The organism is Bacillus tianshenii, assembly GCA_020524525.2.
Lineage (GTDB): Bacteria > Bacillota > Bacilli > Bacillales > Bacillaceae_N > Bacillus_AV.
Genome location: CP129018.1, coordinates 163,585 through 181,241, shown reverse-complemented (window position 1 = coordinate 181,241; position 17,657 = coordinate 163,585). Strand labels below are relative to the sequence as shown.

The following is a 17,657-nucleotide window of genomic DNA, read 5'->3' as shown; positions in this document are numbered from 1 at the left end:
TTTGGCGCTTCTGCTTCTATAATAACTCTTATTATCCAGCGTGATGAACTGCACAACGGTTTGGTCCGATTTCAAGCTCTTGTTGTTTCTCAACATCTGCCGCAAGCTCACCACGGTTAATTGCAACAATTTCTTCGAAGTTTGGAGGTGTTTGCGCACTTTCATTTGCTGCATAATGCTCCACAAACTCTTCTTCTCCAGTATTTGTCATTAAATCATTTTGCTTACGAATATTACCCAATGTATCGCCAATGAAGCCTTCTTCATTCACTTCTGTGTCGTAATCTGCATAGTGACCAGGCAATACAATTACATCATCTGTGATTTCAGAGATTTTGCTGTATACTGTATTGTAAAGATCTTTCGCCCATTCTTTTGCTTTACCACCTAAGTCTGGACGGCCTAGACCATTTACAAAGATCGTGTCACCTGAGAATAGAAGCTTGTTATTAACAAAGAAAGAGACACTTCCTGGTGTATGTCCAGGTGTTTTTACAGCAAGAACTTCTAGCGTAACATCAGCAAATTCAATTTTCTCGTGTGTTTCAAGTGGTTGGAAATCGAACACAGCACCTTCACTCTTCATGAGGTAGTACTTTGCACCTGTTTGTTCAGCAAGCACACGACCTCCTGAAATGTGGTCAGCGTGAAGGTGGGAATCAACGATGTGTGTAATCTTTGCACCTTTGTCTTCTGCTAACTTCACATATTTATCAACAAAACGTGCTGGGTCAACGACAAGTGCTTCACCGTTTGAAACAACCATGTAAGATAAGCAGCCTTTTCCTGAACGGATATATTGGTACACTGAAATCTTGTCATCTTCATAGACAACTGCTTCGTGAAGGTATTCGCTCCATGACTTCATTCCGCCTTCTAAATATGAAACGTTAAAGCCTGCTTCTGAAAGCATTTCTGCAACCATAACAGAAGAACCTTCTTTGGCACATACAACAAGAATATCTTTATCCTTAGGAAGTTTATCTGTAATACCTTCTACACCATCAATCAACTCAAAGTATGGAACATTTAATGATTCAACTTTTTTACCATCAATGCGCCAGTCGTTAAAGTCACTTTCATTACGAACATCCAGTAAAAAGAATGCTTCTTCCTTGCGTACTTTTTCGAATACTTCTCCGCTTGTCATTTTTTTCATTGTCATAATAAAATTCCTCCCTTAATTTATCGGTTATTCCAGGCAGACATGCCGCCTTGGATATTTGTTATTTGTTGAAATCCTGCTTTCTTTAATGCTTTTGCTGCTTGCATGCTGCGCATGCCACTTTGGCAGATGACAACTACTTCTTCGTCTTTATGCAAGCTTGCAGCGTTTTGTTTTATTTGATGAAGTGGCAAGTTTTGAAATTGTTTAATGTGATTACCTTTATATTCGCCTGGTGTTCGAACATCAAGGTATTGTCTCTTTTGTTTATCCTTAAGCATTGTCTGTAAGTCTGCGGTAGTAGCCTGCTTAACACCCTTTGCAGGAACCATCCTTCGAACTAAGACAAAAACCAAAAACAAAATCACAATGTAAGGAAAAAACTGTTCCACTACTCAAACCTCCTTTATACAGTTAGGGGTATTTATTTAGTTAAAAAAATATGCGGCTTTTTTTAATACCTCTAAGGGTATTATAGCATCTCTATTTTTCCTGTCAACACTTTGTTTCATGTTATAATTTAAAATAACTTCAACCCTAGGAGGCACTAAGATGTTAGAGCAACTGTATCAGCAAATCGACGAGCAATATGATGAAATGATCGACATGCGTCGCTATTTACATATGCACCCAGAGGTATCCTTTAAAGAATATAAAACAGCCGAATATATTGCAGATTTCTATCAGAAACTTGGTATTTCACCCAAGACCAATGTTGGCGGTAACGGAATTATTGCCACTATCGAAGGAAGTAAACCAGGCAAAACAGTTGCAATACGAGCTGATTTTGATGCTCTTCCGATTCAGGATGCAAAAGATGATGTTTCTTATCAATCAACAGTTCCAGGTGTCATGCATGCGTGCGGACATGATGGACATACGACAGTGCTGTTAACATTAGCAAAGATCATGAACAATATGAAAGAAGAATTACAAGGCACATATGTATTCATTCATCAACATGCAGAAGAACTAATACCTGGTGGGGCAAAATCAATGGTCGAAGCAGGCTGCCTTGAAGGTGTAGATGCGATCTTCGGTACTCACCTTTGGTCAACAGAAGAAGCTCATGCAATCGGGTATCGAACAGGTCCAATTGCCGCAGCTGCTGACCGTTTTGAAATTACAATTCAAGGAAAAGGCGGACATGGTGCTCAACCTCATAATAGTAGAGATGCAATTGTTGCAGCTTCTCAACTCGTTGTAAACATTCAACAAATTGTCAGCAGACGTGTTAATCCTCTTGATTCAGCCGTTGTTTCAATCGGCAACTTTGCTGCTAACAACGAATTTAACGTCATTGCAGATTCAGCCAAACTTGCAGGAACAGTGCGGACATTTCGTGAAGAAGTGAGAGAAAGTGTTCAAGAAGAGCTTGAACGAATCATTAAAGGTACATGCTTATCATCCAATGTAACGTACGACTTTCATTATATTAAGGGGTATCCGGCTGTCGTTAATCATGAAGCTGAGACAGACTTCCTTGCAGAAGTCGCAAAAGAAGTACCAGGTGTATCTTCGGTTACGGAACTTGAACCGAAAATGGTCGGTGAAGATTTTTCATATTACCTGCAAAAAGTACCTGGGACGTTTTTCTTTACAGGAGCGGCCAAAGGTGATCCAAATGACTCATACCCCCACCACCATCCGAAATTTAATTTTAATGAAGAAGCAATGCTGACGGCAGCGAAAACATTAGGCGCAGCTGCTATTCGCTATCAAACAAAATAAAGACAAGAGCGATTTGCGCTCTTGTCTTTATTTCTGTTCAGCATGCATTTCAGACTCCAACAGCCTTATTCGATAAGCATTCATCGCAACCTCTCCTAAATGCTCCAGAAGCCGATAGTTTGCAACTGCCCCTACTGCCGCACCGATTCCAGGGAGAAGCTGAAACAACTTTGCTAAATCAATATAGTCACGATACTCTTGTTGAAATGTGCGCCAATCAAGCTCCTTCAACGCTTCTTTCTCCTCTTCCCAATTCATAATGGTTTGCATCGTTTTCTTGCGGTGTTCTTCTGAGGAGAAAGCTAACTGAAAAACGTGTAGAATAAAAAGTCTCTCTTCATAATCACTGACATCAAATCCATAGGCTGCAGCTGTATCAAAAAGGAATTTCACCTTAATCGTAAGCAGTAATGGGAAATCCGCCATTCCAAGTAAGAGCCCTCCTACTCCTGTGCCTGCCCCTTCAAGTGCAGCGGTTTTCTTATACGAATTAAGCCGTTCACGGATGTATTGTTCCTTTTTTTCAAAAGTCCAGCTGCTATGTGTCATATATTTCGTAGTTATATCAGAACCAAGCAGAATGCTCTGCACCATTTTTTTAATGCTTTCTGTGACAACGTTGTGTATACGAGCTGGAATGAGTTGGTTTACCTTTGTTTGCGTGCTTTTTGACATTCGTTCGACCATTGAGGAACGCTTTAACATTCGTTGCTGCCAATGTAGCATTTCTACATAGGCTTTTTGTTCATAGCTTTTCATTCATTTCCCTCACTTTTATCAGGAAGTCTTCATGCCCTATATACGCAAATTCGTAACAAAATGTTTCATGCTCTTTGTAATCTTTTCTTTGTATAGAAGTAAACGAATGCTGCGCTAAAGCCTATACCTAAAAGAATGGATACTGCTCCTAGTATAAGACCTCCTGAGAGCATAATAAGCACAGCTAAGATCACTGCTTTTACAAGTAAAGCCGAAAATAACACTTTCAAAAAGGATTGCATTCGTACCTCCATCCTAATTGGATACAAATCAAGCCATCGTTTCATTACATGGTGACGCCATAGCGGTAATAGCTGAAAACCTGACAAATACAACGTTAGCAATAAAACAATTAACTTCCCGTATTGATAAGGCAATGTATAAGCTACAATACCCCCAATAACAAGTAAACGAACATAAATACCGAGGTAATCACTCGACCGAATGAATGTCTTCGTATATAAATGAACAAATGTCGACGTTTGCTTAAATGGAATACGCGAAAATAGAATACTTAAGTATGCTCTTCGTTTTGTTTTTTCTTTGAACTTTGGAACATCTGTGAACATATTGGCAATTCGGTAAAACGTCATCATACGCCCTTGCTCAAGTTCAATTAATTGCTCCCATTTTAAAACCTTCTTCTGATCTGTTAAACGACGGTAATAGAAGAATAATCCTAGCATAAGAAAGGCTACCATAAGCAAAAACCAAATGGCTGCTTTTGCAAACAAAAAGTATACAAACACAACATTCACGGTAAAACGAACGACCATATCTGAATAATGTGAACTACGTGATGAAAAATAGCGCATTTGCCATGAAGTATAAATGTTCCATCCCTTCACAACAAACAGCACTCCAATCATCAAGGCGTACGTTCCAAAGCTACTCTCTTCTGTATGGAAATAAAGAGGTGCTAATACCCCAGCAGCTATTAAAAGTACATAACATTGGATCGTAAAGCTGTATTGCTTTGCTTTTTGAAAGTAAGCACCTAAACGTTCTTCCAGCGGTATTAAAAACACGACATCCGCTTCTTTTAATAAAGTTCGAACAGGGCTGTGTGTAAGCAAGACTCCTAATACAATTGCCATAATAAAAACTGTTGGAAAGGTCTCAGGCAAGCCTTGAAGCCACTGTTGATAATAATAGGCACTTATAATACCTGCAAATAACAATACAAACTTTAAATGATCGTTAAACATTAACCTTAAGTAACGTTGCATTTCCTTCGTAAAATGCCCAAACCGTTTCTTCCATAATTCATTCGCATTAAACATTGTCATCTTCCTTTGTCAGCTGCAAATAGAGATCATCTAGTGTGGCATTAGGCATGCCAAATTGTTGTTGTAATTGTTGAAGTGTTCCCTTTGCACGGATTTGGCCCTCATGCAGAATTACAAACTTATCACAATACCTTTCCGCTGTTGATAAGATGTGCGTTGACATTAGCACTCCTGCTCCTTGGCTTTTCATTTGCTGGATGTAATTGAGAAAAGACTGAATACCAACTGGATCAAGGCCAACGAAAGGTTCGTCAATAATGTAAAGTGATGGTTCTACAAGAAAAGCACACATAATCATTACCTTCTGTCGCATCCCTTTTGAAAAATGAACTGGAAACCACTTTAAACGCTTTTCCATGCGAAATTCTTTTAGTAATGGATGTAGCCGGGCTTCAAAGGTCTCTTTATCAAGATTATAAGCCATCGCTGTAAGTTCTAAGTGCTCGTACAACGTTAACTCATCATACAGAATCGGTGTCTCAGGGATATATGTAAATTGTGAACGATAACGCTCTGGGGACGCGGTGCTAGTCTCCCCATTAATTTGAATACTGCCCTTCTTCGGCTCCATTAAGCCGATAATATGCTTAATTGTCGTACTCTTCCCGGCACCGTTTAAGCCAATCAATGCAGTAATTTCACCTTTTTCAACATCAAAAGATACGTCATTTAATACATTTTTATTTGTATATCCTCCACTTAAATGTTCGATTGAAAGCAGTTGTTTTCCCATGGCTATTCGTCCTTTCAGGTGAATTCTTCTTCATCTTATCAAACTTTCCACTACTCTCACAGCAACGTCACTCTTGAAAACAGATTTTCCCTTTTTACTTATGTGTATAACACCTTTTAACTCGGGTATGATAATTAGCGAAGAGGGAGAGAAACACAGCAATAACTCAGGGAGATGATAACATTGAACCAACTAGTGATTTTCACTTAAACGTTCAACTTGAATCCTTGAAATGAGGTGTCTGTGAAAGACAGATTACTGCTGTAAAAACTTTGCTCGACATGATTTTCTTCTGCAAGATGGCTGGGCCACAAGCTCTTGGTATCGAATAAAACTCAACAAATGAGGTGTCTGTGAAAGACAATTTATCATATCATGCACATGCGTGATGTTGAGCGCATTTGACACATATAAGCCATTGAACATTATGAAATGAGGTGTCTGTGAAAGAACAATTCCTGTTCTAGACGCAGCAATTTCTCTTCTCCCATTCTTCAGGCAGGGCGCTTACTATATGTAAGTGTCCTGTTTTTTTGTTCATATAGGTTGTCCATCCGTATATATTTATTCGTACTTCCCTCAAAAATCCGTTATAATGAAAACAAATTCATAACAGAAAGGGGATTCTTTATGTCAGATTGTATTTTCTGTAAAATCATTAACGGTGCGCTTCCCTCATCTAAAGTGTATGAAGATGATGATGTACTAGCTTTTCTTGATATTGGTCAAGTCACAAAAGGCCATACCCTCATCATTCCGAAGGTCCATCAAGAAAATATGTATGAACTAACTCCTGAAGTTGCGGAAAAAGTTTTTCGCGTCGTGCCAAAGGTTGCAAATGCGCTTAAAGCACAATTCAACCCAATTGGCTTGAATATGCTAAGCAACACAGGCGAAGCAGCTGGACAATCTGTTTTCCATTTACATGTTCACTTAATTCCTCGCTATGATGAGAAAGATGATGGCTTTGGGTTAAAATGGCATGCAGACATGGATAAGTACTCTCAAGAAGAGCTTCAAGGATTCGCAAAAGCAATTGCGGATAAAATTGAATAACATACATACGAAAACAGCTTTCCTAATGATGGAGGCTGTTTTTCATTGTCGAAATTTTTTAATAAAAGCACCTTGTACAAGCAATAAAACATGTTAGGATAAAGTTATTCTTTAAAGAAGTAACACACTAAAAGGAGGATATAGCAAATGAAACGCGCTTATAACTTTAATGCAGGACCTTCAGCTCTTCCTGAAGAGGTGCTGAAACAAGCACAAGCAGAATTATTGGATTTCAAAGGTAGCGGAATGTCTGTAATGGAGCTCAGCCACCGCAGTAAGGAATACGATGCTGTGCATAATGAAGCAGAAGCACTACTTCGTGAGTTAATGCAAATCCCAGATAACTACGACGTTCTTTTCCTTCAAGGCGGAGCAAGTACACAATTCACAATGATTCCAATGAACTTCTTAAGTGAAGACCAAACAGCTGACTATGTATTGACCGGCTCTTGGTCAGATAAAGCAATCAAAGAAGCGAACAAGCTCGGCAAAACAAACGTTGCTGCCAGCACAAAGGAAGATGGCTACAAAGCAATCCCTTCTGCGGAAGAATTGCAACTGAGCGATAACAGCGCATACCTACATATCACTTCAAATAATACGATTTACGGAACGCAATGGAAGTCTTTCCCCGAGCTTAACGACGTAGACTTAATTGCAGATATGTCCAGTGATATCTTAAGCCGCCCAATTGACGTAAGCAAATTTGCACTTATTTATGCGGGAGCCCAGAAGAACCTCGGACCTTCTGGCGTAACAGTCGTCGTAATGCGCAAAGACTTAGCAGAACGCATTCCAGAAAATGTACCAACAATGCTTGACTATCGTACTCATACGAAGAAAAAATCTTTATATAATACACCTCCTACATTTGGAATCTATATGCTTTCACTTGTATTAAATTGGGTTAAAGACAAAGGCGGGGTTGAAAGCATCGCTGACCGTAACGAACAAAAAGCAGCACTTATTTATGATGCAATCGATAACAGTAATGGATTTTACAGCCCGCATGCCGAAGCGGACAGCCGTTCTTACATGAACGTAACATTCACATTGCCTTCTGAAGAACTAACGCAAAAGTTCCTAACTGGTGCTAAGGAGAAAGGCTTTGTCGGCTTAAATGGCCATCGTTCTATTGGTGGATGCCGTGCTTCAATCTATAATGCAGTTCCAGTTGCAGCATGTGAAGCACTGCGCACCTATATGGATGAGTTCCGAAAAGAAAATGCTTAATAAAAACGCAGTACAGTGACTTTTTAACTTTTCCTGGTTCGAAAGTTTTGCTATAATTATTGCAAGTAAATTTCTCGCAACAGGCACAGAGCGCACTGTTGGGGAAACTATTACAAAATGAGTTGAGTTTAGAAGAGGAGAGATGAGCAAATGAATACTCGTACATTAGTTTCTTTAGCTTTATTGATTGGAATTGGAGCAGTTTTGCACGCGATTATGCCACCATTATTCTTTGGGATGAGACCAGACATGCTTCTTACGATGATGTTTTTAGGTATCTTATTGTTCCCTGAGCGTAAAAATGTGCTTGTCGTTGCCTTAGCTACTGGAATTGTATCTGCGTTAACGACTAGTTTTCCAGGCGGACAAATTGCCAACATGATCGATAAGCCTGTTACTGCATTTGTATTTCTTGGTCTTATGGTATTAATTCGCGCAAAGCAGCCTACTCTTGTTAAGGCAAGTGCTTTAACAGCGGTTGGAACACTTATTAGTGGTACGGTTTTCTTATCAACGGCGCTTATCTTTTTCGGTCTTCCGCAAACATTTATTGGTTTATTTGTAGCTGTTGTGCTGCCAGCAGCAATTGTAAATACGATCGTTATGGTCGTTATTTTCCCTGTCGTACAAGGCATCCGCAAGCGTACGACGGTTGCTGTTCAATAAGCGGAGACAATTTTCATTAAAGATGGCAAGCAAGGCAGAATGTCCTGTTTATCATCACCTTGAGCCGTCAAGCTTTATTTGCTTGACGGCTTTTTACATCTACTATGTTTTATCATAGAATATAAAGAGAATCTTAACGATAACAGGCTTAGTTAAAAAGGAGTGAGAATTATGGCAAAAGCTTCATCTTTTATTTATGGAATTTTAACAGGAGCCCTTTTAGGAGGTACAGCCGTTTTATTTAGCACCCCAAAATCAGGGCCAGAAATGCGCGAATCAATCAAAACGAATAGCGAAAAAGCGAAAGAGTCATTACAGGCAGTAAAAAGAGATGTCGTTGCTCTAACTGAACAAGTGAAAACGGCTTCAAAAGAAAGTGCTGAAACAATTAAGCAAGTAAGTGGTGACCTACAAGTTACCATTCAACAATGGAAAAAAGATATTCAGCCTCATCAAAAACGCATCCAAAAAGAATTACAAGAAATCGAAGAAGCATTTGAACAGCTCGAACAAATTATGAATGATATGCAAAATGAAGAAACTCAACCACAATCATAAAGGATAACGGTTCCGTGAATTCGGAACCGTTATTTTTTTATGCCTACCCACTTTTCTCCCTATACAAGAACTATATTAAGAAAGCAAACATTAATATGCTTTAAAAAAGTATGCAACCGAAAATTAAGTCTCACACTGAAACTTCCCTATCTTTCTGGTATTATGATACCCATTTTCCACCTATACCCTAAAGCGTATAAATTGTTTAGGTATATGTATATTTATACATACTTTATAATTAAAGCGCTTACATTATCACTTCCTAAACTTTTATAAGGAGAAATAAAATGCATCTCAATCAATAAATTTGCACAAGGTAAAAACTTCCGCTACTCCTTTTTTTAACAAATTTAGGACATTTTCAAAAGAATATCGAATTAATTTAAAAATTTTCTGAATTTAATCACTAAAGTGACTTTATTATTTATTCATTTATTGGCATAATAGAGGATAATAATATTAGGTTTCTAGAATAATCTATTTTAGTAAGCGAAGAGGGTGAGGGAAAGTATGAATCAAGAATATTCATTGAAAGAAGCATTAATGTTTAGCCAGAAGGTTGCTCAGTTAAGCAAAGCACTTTGGAAGTCAATCGAGAAAGACTGGCAACAATGGATCAAACCATTTGACCTAAACATCAATGAACATCATATTCTTTGGATTGCGTATCATTTAAAAGGGGCTTCAATTTCGGAGATTGCTAAATTTGGGGTAATGCATGTCTCCACAGCTTTTAATTTTTCGAAAAAGTTAGAAGAGCAAGGCTATTTATCATTTTCAAAAAAAGAGAACGATAAACGTAACACATATGTACTCCTAACAGATGAGGGAGAAGAATTGTTACTTAAGACAATGGAAGCTTATAATCCAAACGGGAACGCTGCTTACAACGGTGCTATGCCTCTACGCGAATTGTATGGGAAGTTTCCTGAGATGATGGAAATGATGTGCATTGTACGCAACATCTATGGTGAAGATTTCATGCGTATTTTCGAAAAATCTTTTGATAATATTGACAAAGAATTTATTGAGGAAGATGGTCAGCTTCAAAAACATGAAGAAGACTATGTACTTGAAATGGAAACGATAAACACCTAAGGTTTTATACCCATTCTGATACGACGTAAAACCTCCATTAAGGAAATATACATCTTTTGTTGATACAAGGCATTCATCGTATCATCTGGATGTAACTTTGGGTTTAACATGCCAGCAAAATGAATGAGGAGTGGATAGAAGTTAACGAACCCTAACTCTTTCTGCTCCTCATATGCTTTTGTTAACCTTCCACATAATCTACACACATCGCTTACTTCCTCTTTTGACAATCCTTTTTCAATGACAAGTTGATAAAACGGGTAGTCCTTATCCTTCATGACATCTAGCAGCAGCTGTTGATAAAACTCTAGACGTTCTAATCTCTCTTCCACTGACTCTACCATTTCCTCCACCACTTTCATGCCCACATTTAATTCCTATTTTATCAGAATTTTACCCTCACATGAAAAATATAATCAAACTCTGTTAACCGCTATGCCGATGCACAAAAACCTATTTAAATCCACCTGGTCTCAAATGTCACTATATCCCCTTCCCCCATGCGTTCAGCACCCTTCATATTAACTTTACATTGAATTTATCTAAAAAACTTATAAAAGCTCTTGATTTCATATTTAAAACATTGTAAAGTATTCGAGTAAATGAACAAATCAATAAAAAACTCATTCGTTTTTTACTATACAAAGAAGCATGAATTTATGGGATGGTGATATTATGATGAGTTGCTGGAAATCCATTAACCTGTCGAAAGATTATGGTCTACCTCGGATCTCCATTCTATCCATGCTCGTCATGCTCGGATCGTTTATATGTATCTACTTGCCTATGAGTATGGTTTATACAACAGTTGAGCTTAAGGATAACCACGTACTTGCCTTTTTATCTGGCATATTGCTTGTCCCTGCTGCTCATCAACTATTGCATGTTTTACCTGCTTGGCTAATGTTCAAAAAAGCCACTTTAAAGTTAAAGAAGAAATACGGCATACCTGTTCTGTCTGTACGTTTTTATCAATCGATGTCAAAGCCGTTATCCATTCTATGTCTAGGCACACCGCTTGTGTTGCTGACAAGTCTGTTCATGATAGGAAGTTACATTCTACCTCACTACATGCATTATTTTGCGATGATGTCAGCTTTTAACATCGGCTTGTCTGTTACAGATGTTATTTACTTGCTTTTATTCCTAAAAGCTCCAAGACGTTGTTATATTGAGAATGATAACGATGGCTTTGATATCCTCATTAAAAACTATTATTGAAAGAAGCATCCATGTGGGTGCTTTTTTTATATTGAAACGGAGAAGTTGGCAATTCCTTTTTAAATCAAAAACCTATCTTTTTGTTATATTTTTTGATATTGTTAAAACCAAACCCAGTTGTAAAATACGGTACGTATGTTTCATTACCATAATGAATTAGTTCGCTTTGGCAAAGGAGGCGGTAAACATTGACGTTGTTTTTTATTCCGTTCGCAGTATTGATCTTGTTCTTCATTAACTCAATGACTAACTCATTATGTTTACAGCGCGAGATCCCAGAAGAACGACAACCAAAAGTGTTCCGAACAATAAATGTCCTAGTTACAATCCTACTAATCTCCTCATACGTAGAAGTATTATTTACTTAGAAAAGCGGAGAAAGGCGTTTAGGCTGTCCGATTGCTGGAGGCTTTCCATAGAGAAAGCCGTTTTTTGCTTTCGGCATGAAAAAGAGGAACATTAGTTAAGAACGAAACGTTCTGTTTCAAGATCGTCGCTAGCACGTCCTGTGCGTCGAAAGCAAAAAAGGTGGAGCACTCAGTGCCCCACCTCTTTTTATTTTAGTACAACCAAGCTGCACCTACGATGATAAGCAAGATGAACAATACAACGATCAACGCGAAGCCGCCACGATAGCCATAGCTCATGTTGACACCCCCTTGTTTTTGTAATACTTCATACTATGCAGCATAGGTCATTTGTGTTTATACAAATGACCTTATTTCTACCGTCGAAATCATTTCGCTTCCTCGAACAAATATGATATAGTTATTTTTGTGACTCATCTGCACTTGAAAAAGCTGAGTGATTATGACAATATATTAGAAAACTTGGTTCAAACTGGAGCCTTTGTTTTTAAACATTTAAAAAACAAACTTCAAATTAGGAGTGTTCATTTTATGAAAAAAGTACTACTTTCCGTAACGGCTGCAGCCAGCATTTTTGCTGTCTCTGCATGCAGTAATGCCTCAGGAGACAATTCAGAAGTAATTGTAGAAACAAGTGAAGGAAATGTTACACAAGAAGAATTTTATAATAAAATGAAAGAACGCGTTGGTGAAGCAACTCTTCAAGAGCTTGTAACTGATAAAGTACTTTCAGCAAAGTATGAAGTGTCTGACAAAGAAGTAGACAAGCGCCTCGAAGAAATCAAAGCAAACTATGGTCAGCAATTCCAAATGCTCCTTGCTCAAAGTGGTTTTAAAGATGAAGAGCAGTTCAAAGAAGTCGTTCGCTCAAACATGCTTCGTGAAAAAGCAGCAATGGAATCTGTAGACGTCTCAGAAGAAGAATTGAAAAAGCAATATGAACAAATGAAGCCGGAGATTAAGGCTAGTCATATTCTTGTTAAAGACGAAAAAACAGCAAAAGAAGTAAAGCAAAAGCTTGATAATGGCGGCGATTTTGCGAAGCTTGCTGAAGAATATTCAACAGGCCCATCAGGCCCTAAAGGCGGCGACCTAGGCTACTTCAGCAAAGGTGATATGGTACCTGAGTTTGAAGAAGCAGCTTATAAACTAAAGGTCGATGAAGTGAGCGCTCCTGTTAAATCACAGTTCGGCTGGCACATCATTAAAGTAACTGACAAGAAAGAATTAAAGCCGTTTGAAGAAATGAAAGATGAAGTAAAGAAAGAAATTGTCCAACAAAAATTAGACAATCAAAAAATTCAAGAAGCTGTTCAGAAAGAGCTTGATAAAGCCAACATTAAAGTGAAAGATGAAGACTTTAAAGGCATCTTCGATAAGAAAGCTCAAGAACAGCAACAAGGTGGTCAGTCAGAGGGCGGCGAGCAACAGCAGCCTCAAGGTGACAGCCAAGAACAGCCTGAAACAAACAGTGAACAAAAGGAATCTGAATAATAGCCAAAAGCCCGAGCGAAGAAACATCTTCTCTCGGGCTTTTGCTTATTTCGCTATCGGGTTCTTTCCTCTACGTTCTTTTTCTTGCTCCATTCTGCGAATGTACACTTCCCCTTCTTGCTCGATAAATTGCATATCAATATGTTCGTCTTCTTTTTTCGTTTTAATTGTCATAAATCCACTAAAAGCGATCCCAGCTGTAACGAGATAAATCCACCAAGGCAGTGTATCCATTCAGCTCACTCCTTTTCTAGACAAGCCTTTGTAATACTGTATGCCCTTATAAACTGAATTAGAACTAACCTGCAGAAGAGTAAAGCTTCACAAAAAAACTGCCTTCTTTTTGTGAAGACAGTTTTCTTGTTTACTTATGAAACTGTGGTTTATAAAAACTGCGTTGATCAAGCGGAAAGATACGTTCTGTAAATTCCCCCGGCTTTACTTTCTCAAGTGCCCGGTCGAGCATATTCATCTTCGCATCAACGTTATCAATTAAGTGAAGGATCTCCGCTTCTTTTATCAGCGGTTTCTTCGGGCTCCCCCACTCTTCTTTTCCGTGATGACTTAACACCATGTGCTGAAGAATTGTTACCTCTTCTCCTTCTATTTCAAGCTCCTTTGCAGCCTCGGCAATTTCATTAACCATGATTGTAATATGACCTAATAAGTTCCCTTCTACTGTATAGGTAGTTGAAATAGGTCCAGACAATTCGACTACTTTACCAAGGTCGTGAAGAATAACACCGGCAAACAATAAATCTTTATCCAATGAGGGATACAATTGTGTAATCGATTTTGCTAGATTGAGCATTGAAACAACATGATATGCAAGCCCTGAGACGAATTCATGATGGTTTTTTGAAGCAGCTGGATATTGAAAAAATTGTTCCTGATGCTTCTTCACAAGATGCCTTGTAATACGTTGAATTTTTGGGTTTTTCATTTCAAATACAAAACTGCTAACAACTTCACCCATCTCTTCAATTGACATAGGCGCACGTTCAAGAAAATCAGAAATTTTTACGCTATCCTGCTCATTTGCTGGTCGCACATTTCGAATTTTTAATTGCATACGACCTCTGTAATTCTGAATATCGCCGATAATACGAACAATTGACTCAGCGGCATATTGAGCTTCATCTTCAGGAGAAGCGTCCCATAACTTAGCTTCAATATCTCCGCTCTTATCTTGAAAAATTAATGTTAAAAACGGTTTTCCGTTACTAGCCGTTCCTTTTGTTGACGATTTGACGAGAAGATAACCGTCAAATGTTTCCCCAACTCCTAGGTGTGTAATTCCCTTTACCATTTGCCTTCCTCCTTTTTCAAGGACAAGCTTTATTTCTCTTTTCTAATGTTTACTTTATTTACAAGTAACTTTAAGTATAGCACACACACTTAGCTTAAAACACAGGCATATTATGAAGTCGTTCTCGCTTATGGCTGAACGACTTCTCGCTTCCCCTTTTTCGTTAACCAAACCTTTGTAGCAACAAGACCAACGATCATTACACACGCTCCGAATAAATATGGGATGTGCATATTTACTTCAAATAGTGCTCCAGCTACAAGTGGTCCTGCAACATTTCCTAAGCTAAGAAATGAATTGTTTAATCCCATAACCATCCCTTGACGTCTACCTGCAAGCTTAGAGATAAATGAATTCAAAGAAGGACGTAAAATGGAATTCCCTAAGAAAAAGACCGCTGTTGTCAGAAGCACTGTCGCAAAGTTAACTGCAAACGTCATGATCACAAACCCAAATGCACTTAATAGAAGTGAACCTGTAACAACACGTTCTTCACCAAACTTCTTAATCAGCCTGCCAACAACCCCACCTTGAACAATTGTCCCTACTAAACCAACTAATAGAATAATTGTACCTACTTCAGAAGTGTCATAATGATAACGCTCCATCGTGTAATAACCAAAGATCGATTGGAAGTTGGCAAGTCCGAAGCTCATAATAAAGACAAGAATAAGCAAGAATCCGACTGGGCTTTTAAGAGCTTGGTACATTTGCACAAACTGATTTGTTTTCTCTTCTGTATTCTCAGCTGCGTCTCGTTCACGCATCTCTTTCGTATAAGATTCAGGTAAAACAAATACTGATACAAGCCCTGCAATCGTTGCAGCAATGCCAGCAAAAAGGAATGGATAAGATAATGAAATCTCAGCTAGCCAACCACCAATTCCAGGACCAACTACAATACCAAACCCCATTGCTGCGCCCATCATTCCCATCCCTTGGCCACGCTTTTCAGGTGTTGTAACATCCGATACATAAGCCATAGCTGTCGGCATAAGGGCTGAACCAAATGTGCCAGCAAGCATACGTGAGAAGAAAAGCATCCAAAGGTCTGTTGCAAATGCAAAAATAAATTCTGCAACGGCAAACCCAAACAAGCCGATCGTAATTAATGGCTTACGACCGATTCGATCCGATACCCGGCCCCAAATTGGCGCAAACAGAAATTGCATAAACGAAAAGACTGCAATTAGCATCCCTAACTCGCGTGCACTCGCTCCAAATTCCTCAACATAGAAGGGGAGAATTGGAATAACGAGTCCAATACCTACCATGATAATAAATAAATTTATCATTAATAACGTCAAAGGACCTTTATTACGTTTCATCAACTTTCATCCTTCCAACTATAAAAAAATAACTGACTTAACGATTTTACTTCAATTGGAGTCGAAATGTGAATGACTTTTCATAAATATTTTTTGAGCTGTACGATACATTCAATCTGCATCCTTATCATACCAACTCTCCAAGAAACATCTTTTCATTATAGCATTATTTTATTAGGTCATCTAATATCTCTTTACTCATAAACATTGTTCTCAAAGGAAAAACTATCTATCGGAGGTGATTTGCATGGCAAGGATTAAGAAGAATCCATCTAAAACAGGTGTAAGTGCCGCAAGTGTTGAAGGACCAAAAAACCCAGGACAAAACAAAGAACTGCGCAATGAACCATTTCGCCAATCATCCAATAATCAACAATACAAAAAAGACTAATTAGCAATAAAAAAATGGACAAGCAAGCATTAAAGACTTGCTTGTTCTTTCTTTTCGGGCAAATCTTCTGAACTTTTCTAAAAAATTTAGTATAATAGCGACAAAGGTACATGTATTTCAAAAGGGGGAATGTAATATGCCAACTTATTTCTTAACGGCATTCGACAAAAAGGGAGAAAAATTACTTGATGAAACATTTGAAGCCGCAACTGATGAAGAAGCAAAACAAACCGGCGAGCAAATGTTAAGTGAAAAGGATTTATCAGAACATACACATCGTTGTGTATCACCTAACGGAAAGCTTGTTCTTTTCCATTCATAACAAAAAGCAGCCTGCCTGGCTGCTTTTTGTTTACTTTGAAAACACAATCGTTTTGTTTCCATGCACAATAACACGGTCTTGCAAATGCCATTTCACTGCTCGCGCAAGCACAGAACGCTCTACATGGCGTCCAATTCGTTTCAAATCTTCAGCATGATCTTTATGATTCACACGTTCAACATCCTGCTCAATAATCGGTCCTTCATCTAAGTCATCTGTTACATAATGAGATGTCGCACCAATTAATTTTACTCCACGTTCATATGCCCGCTCATAAGGCTTGGCTCCAACGAATGCCGGTAAGAATGAATGATGAATATTAATAATGCGGTTTGGATGTGCTTCAACGAAATCTGGAGATAGAATTTGCATATAGCGTGCAAGAACAATAACTTCAATCTCTTGTTCTTCCATCATCGTTAGTTGTTGCTGTTCAACTTCCTTTTTTGTATCCTTCGTAACTGGTAGATATTTATATGGAATTTGCATAGCCTCAACTGTATCACGCATCATTTCATGGTTACTAATTACTAATGAAATATCAGCCATTAGTTCGCCAGCCTGCCATTCCCACAGCAATTCAAGCAAGCAATGTTCTTCTTTAGAGACGAAGATTGCCATTTTCTTAATATGGTACGCGTAGCTAATTCGCCAATTCATCGAAAACTTTTCAGCAATAGGAGCAAATGCTTCCTCAAGTTCACCTTCTCGCTCCTCCAAGTTTTCAATTTCAAACTCGATACGCAAGAAAAACAACCCTCCGACAGGATCAGTCGTATATTGGTTGGATTCAACAATATTCGCGCCCTTTTCATATAGAAAATTAGATACAGACGCTATAATCCCCGGTTGGTCCGGACATCCAATTAATAAGCGTCCGCGGTTTTTATTTTTTTCTTTAAATGTCTCAATACGTCGTTGTCTAAACTGACTCAT

22 protein-coding genes are annotated in these 17,657 nt (G+C 38.4%); 11 read left to right on the top strand and 11 right to left on the bottom strand.

Annotated features, from left to right (window positions below; all coding sequences use genetic code 11):
- Window positions 1-31: 31 nt before the first annotated feature.
- The gene (locus LC040_00850; GenBank protein WLR51484.1) at window positions 32-1,165 is read right to left on the bottom strand and encodes an MBL fold metallo-hydrolase; all 1,134 of its coding nucleotides are present in this window, start codon (window positions 1,163-1,165) and stop codon (window positions 32-34) included.
- Window positions 1,166-1,185: 20 nt separating this feature from the next.
- On the bottom strand, window positions 1,186-1,497 hold the full coding sequence (locus LC040_00845) for a rhodanese-like domain-containing protein (protein ID WLR53160.1): 312 nt from the start codon (window positions 1,495-1,497) through the stop codon (window positions 1,186-1,188).
- Between the two features lie 220 nt (window positions 1,498-1,717).
- Between LC040_00845 and LC040_00840 the strand changes: the two genes are divergently transcribed.
- Window positions 1,718-2,896, top strand: a complete 1,179-nt coding sequence (locus LC040_00840; GenBank protein ID WLR51483.1) for a M20 family metallopeptidase — start codon at window positions 1,718-1,720, stop codon at window positions 2,894-2,896.
- 27 nt (window positions 2,897-2,923) lie between these two features.
- Here LC040_00840 and LC040_00835 read toward each other — a convergent pair whose 3' ends face one another.
- The 3 genes from LC040_00835 to LC040_00825 form a co-directional block, all read right to left on the bottom strand.
- Complete coding sequence (locus tag LC040_00835) at window positions 2,924-3,655, bottom strand: EcsC family protein (protein ID WLR51482.1); 732 nt, start codon at window positions 3,653-3,655, stop codon at window positions 2,924-2,926.
- 65 nt (window positions 3,656-3,720) lie between these two features.
- Window positions 3,721-4,938, bottom strand: coding sequence for an ABC transporter permease (locus LC040_00830; protein WLR51481.1), 1,218 nt, complete (start codon window positions 4,936-4,938; stop codon window positions 3,721-3,723).
- Window positions 4,931-5,677, bottom strand: coding sequence for an ABC transporter ATP-binding protein (locus LC040_00825; GenBank protein ID WLR51480.1), 747 nt, complete (start codon window positions 5,675-5,677; stop codon window positions 4,931-4,933). Before LC040_00825 ends, LC040_00830 begins: the two co-directional genes overlap by 8 nt.
- 630 nt (window positions 5,678-6,307) lie before the next feature.
- Between LC040_00825 and LC040_00820 the strand changes: the two genes are divergently transcribed.
- The 5 genes from LC040_00820 to LC040_00800 all read left to right on the top strand — a co-directional run bounded on the left by LC040_00820 (window position 6,308) and on the right by LC040_00800 (window position 10,288).
- Window positions 6,308-6,733, top strand: a complete 426-nt coding sequence (locus LC040_00820) for an HIT family protein (GenBank protein WLR51479.1) — start codon at window positions 6,308-6,310, stop codon at window positions 6,731-6,733.
- A gap of 147 nt (window positions 6,734-6,880) precedes the next feature.
- Entirely contained in the window at window positions 6,881-7,966 is a 1,086-nt protein-coding gene (serC, locus tag LC040_00815) for a 3-phosphoserine/phosphohydroxythreonine transaminase (protein ID WLR51478.1), read from the top strand.
- 150 nt (window positions 7,967-8,116) lie between these two features.
- Complete coding sequence (locus LC040_00810) at window positions 8,117-8,632, top strand: tryptophan transporter (protein WLR51477.1); 516 nt, start codon at window positions 8,117-8,119, stop codon at window positions 8,630-8,632.
- A gap of 171 nt (window positions 8,633-8,803) precedes the next feature.
- The gene (locus tag LC040_00805) at window positions 8,804-9,190 is read left to right on the top strand and encodes a YtxH domain-containing protein (GenBank protein WLR51476.1); all 387 of its coding nucleotides are present in this window, start codon (window positions 8,804-8,806) and stop codon (window positions 9,188-9,190) included.
- 510 nt (window positions 9,191-9,700) lie between these two features.
- The gene (locus LC040_00800) at window positions 9,701-10,288 is read left to right on the top strand and encodes an HTH-type transcriptional regulator Hpr (GenBank protein ID WLR51475.1); all 588 of its coding nucleotides are present in this window, start codon (window positions 9,701-9,703) and stop codon (window positions 10,286-10,288) included.
- On the opposite strand, the gene LC040_00795 is transcribed toward LC040_00800, so the two are convergent.
- A complete protein-coding gene (locus LC040_00795; GenBank protein WLR51474.1) occupies window positions 10,285-10,632 on the bottom strand; it encodes a DUF1878 family protein in 348 nt (115 codons plus the stop codon). The genes LC040_00800 and LC040_00795 overlap by 4 nt on opposite strands.
- A gap of 331 nt (window positions 10,633-10,963) precedes the next feature.
- Between LC040_00795 and LC040_00790 the strand changes: the two genes are divergently transcribed.
- Both LC040_00790 and LC040_00785 read left to right on the top strand, forming a co-directional pair.
- Window positions 10,964-11,509: a DUF3267 domain-containing protein gene (locus LC040_00790; protein WLR51473.1), complete on the top strand. Its 546-nt coding sequence runs from the start codon at window positions 10,964-10,966 to the stop codon at window positions 11,507-11,509.
- A 188-nt stretch (window positions 11,510-11,697) separates the two neighbouring features.
- On the top strand, window positions 11,698-11,877 hold the full coding sequence (locus tag LC040_00785) for a hypothetical protein (GenBank protein ID WLR51472.1): 180 nt from the start codon (window positions 11,698-11,700) through the stop codon (window positions 11,875-11,877).
- 192 nt (window positions 11,878-12,069) lie between these two features.
- On the opposite strand, the gene LC040_00780 is transcribed toward LC040_00785, so the two are convergent.
- Window positions 12,070-12,156 carry a YjcZ family sporulation protein gene (locus tag LC040_00780; GenBank protein WLR53159.1) on the bottom strand — a complete coding sequence of 29 codons (87 nt, stop codon included), beginning with the start codon at window positions 12,154-12,156 and terminating at the stop codon, window positions 12,070-12,072.
- A gap of 252 nt (window positions 12,157-12,408) precedes the next feature.
- On the opposite strand from LC040_00780, the gene LC040_00775 reads away from it, so the two are divergent.
- Window positions 12,409-13,371, top strand: a complete 963-nt coding sequence (locus LC040_00775; GenBank protein WLR51471.1) for a peptidylprolyl isomerase — start codon at window positions 12,409-12,411, stop codon at window positions 13,369-13,371.
- Between the two features lie 45 nt (window positions 13,372-13,416).
- Here LC040_00775 and LC040_00770 read toward each other — a convergent pair whose 3' ends face one another.
- From LC040_00770 to LC040_00760, 3 genes are all read right to left on the bottom strand, one after another.
- Complete coding sequence (locus LC040_00770) at window positions 13,417-13,605, bottom strand: sporulation YhaL family protein (GenBank protein WLR51470.1); 189 nt, start codon at window positions 13,603-13,605, stop codon at window positions 13,417-13,419.
- A 130-nt stretch (window positions 13,606-13,735) separates the two neighbouring features.
- Window positions 13,736-14,680 (bottom strand): 3'-5' exoribonuclease YhaM, encoded by a 945-nt coding sequence (yhaM, locus tag LC040_00765; GenBank protein WLR51469.1) that lies wholly within the window; start codon window positions 14,678-14,680, stop codon window positions 13,736-13,738.
- Window positions 14,681-14,808: 128 nt separating this feature from the next.
- On the bottom strand, window positions 14,809-16,008 hold the full coding sequence (locus tag LC040_00760) for an MFS transporter (protein WLR51468.1): 1,200 nt from the start codon (window positions 16,006-16,008) through the stop codon (window positions 14,809-14,811).
- A 247-nt stretch (window positions 16,009-16,255) separates the two neighbouring features.
- On the opposite strand from LC040_00760, the gene LC040_00755 reads away from it, so the two are divergent.
- Window positions 16,256-16,399, top strand: a complete 144-nt coding sequence (locus LC040_00755; GenBank protein WLR51467.1) for a YuzL family protein — start codon at window positions 16,256-16,258, stop codon at window positions 16,397-16,399.
- A gap of 136 nt (window positions 16,400-16,535) precedes the next feature.
- The gene (locus LC040_00750; GenBank protein ID WLR51466.1) at window positions 16,536-16,721 is read left to right on the top strand and encodes a YhzD family protein; all 186 of its coding nucleotides are present in this window, start codon (window positions 16,536-16,538) and stop codon (window positions 16,719-16,721) included.
- Window positions 16,722-16,751: 30 nt separating this feature from the next.
- Here the strand turns inward: LC040_00750 and purU are convergent, their stop codons facing one another.
- Window positions 16,752-17,657, bottom strand: coding sequence for a formyltetrahydrofolate deformylase (gene purU / locus LC040_00745; protein ID WLR51465.1), 906 nt, complete (start codon window positions 17,655-17,657; stop codon window positions 16,752-16,754).

Coding starts and splice junctions, on each gene's coding strand:
- LC040_00850 (WLR51484.1), bottom strand. CDS start 1,165: ATGACAATGAAAAAAATGACAAGCGGAGAAGTATTCGAAAAAGTACGC.
- LC040_00845 (WLR53160.1), bottom strand. CDS start 1,497: ATGGTTCCTGCAAAGGGTGTTAAGCAGGCTACTACCGCAGACTTACAG.
- LC040_00840 (WLR51483.1), top strand. CDS start 1,718: ATGTTAGAGCAACTGTATCAGCAAATCGACGAGCAATATGATGAAATG.
- LC040_00835 (WLR51482.1), bottom strand. CDS start 3,655: ATGAAAAGCTATGAACAAAAAGCCTATGTAGAAATGCTACATTGGCAG.
- LC040_00830 (WLR51481.1), bottom strand. CDS start 4,938: ATGTTTAATGCGAATGAATTATGGAAGAAACGGTTTGGGCATTTTACG.
- LC040_00825 (WLR51480.1), bottom strand. CDS start 5,677: ATGGGAAAACAACTGCTTTCAATCGAACATTTAAGTGGAGGATATACA.
- LC040_00820 (WLR51479.1), top strand. CDS start 6,308: ATGTCAGATTGTATTTTCTGTAAAATCATTAACGGTGCGCTTCCCTCA.
- serC (WLR51478.1), top strand. CDS start 6,881: ATGAAACGCGCTTATAACTTTAATGCAGGACCTTCAGCTCTTCCTGAA.
- LC040_00810 (WLR51477.1), top strand. CDS start 8,117: ATGAATACTCGTACATTAGTTTCTTTAGCTTTATTGATTGGAATTGGA.
- LC040_00805 (WLR51476.1), top strand. CDS start 8,804: ATGGCAAAAGCTTCATCTTTTATTTATGGAATTTTAACAGGAGCCCTT.
- LC040_00800 (WLR51475.1), top strand. CDS start 9,701: ATGAATCAAGAATATTCATTGAAAGAAGCATTAATGTTTAGCCAGAAG.
- LC040_00795 (WLR51474.1), bottom strand. CDS start 10,632: ATGGTAGAGTCAGTGGAAGAGAGATTAGAACGTCTAGAGTTTTATCAA.
- LC040_00790 (WLR51473.1), top strand. CDS start 10,964: ATGATGAGTTGCTGGAAATCCATTAACCTGTCGAAAGATTATGGTCTA.
- LC040_00780 (WLR53159.1), bottom strand. CDS start 12,156: ATGAGCTATGGCTATCGTGGCGGCTTCGCGTTGATCGTTGTATTGTTC.
- LC040_00775 (WLR51471.1), top strand. CDS start 12,409: ATGAAAAAAGTACTACTTTCCGTAACGGCTGCAGCCAGCATTTTTGCT.
- LC040_00770 (WLR51470.1), bottom strand. CDS start 13,605: ATGGATACACTGCCTTGGTGGATTTATCTCGTTACAGCTGGGATCGCT.
- yhaM (WLR51469.1), bottom strand. CDS start 14,680: ATGGTAAAGGGAATTACACACCTAGGAGTTGGGGAAACATTTGACGGT.
- LC040_00760 (WLR51468.1), bottom strand. CDS start 16,008: ATGAAACGTAATAAAGGTCCTTTGACGTTATTAATGATAAATTTATTT.
- LC040_00755 (WLR51467.1), top strand. CDS start 16,256: ATGGCAAGGATTAAGAAGAATCCATCTAAAACAGGTGTAAGTGCCGCA.
- LC040_00750 (WLR51466.1), top strand. CDS start 16,536: ATGCCAACTTATTTCTTAACGGCATTCGACAAAAAGGGAGAAAAATTA.
- purU (WLR51465.1), bottom strand. CDS start 17,657: ATGAGTCAGTTTAGACAACGACGTATTGAGACATTTAAAGAAAAAAAT.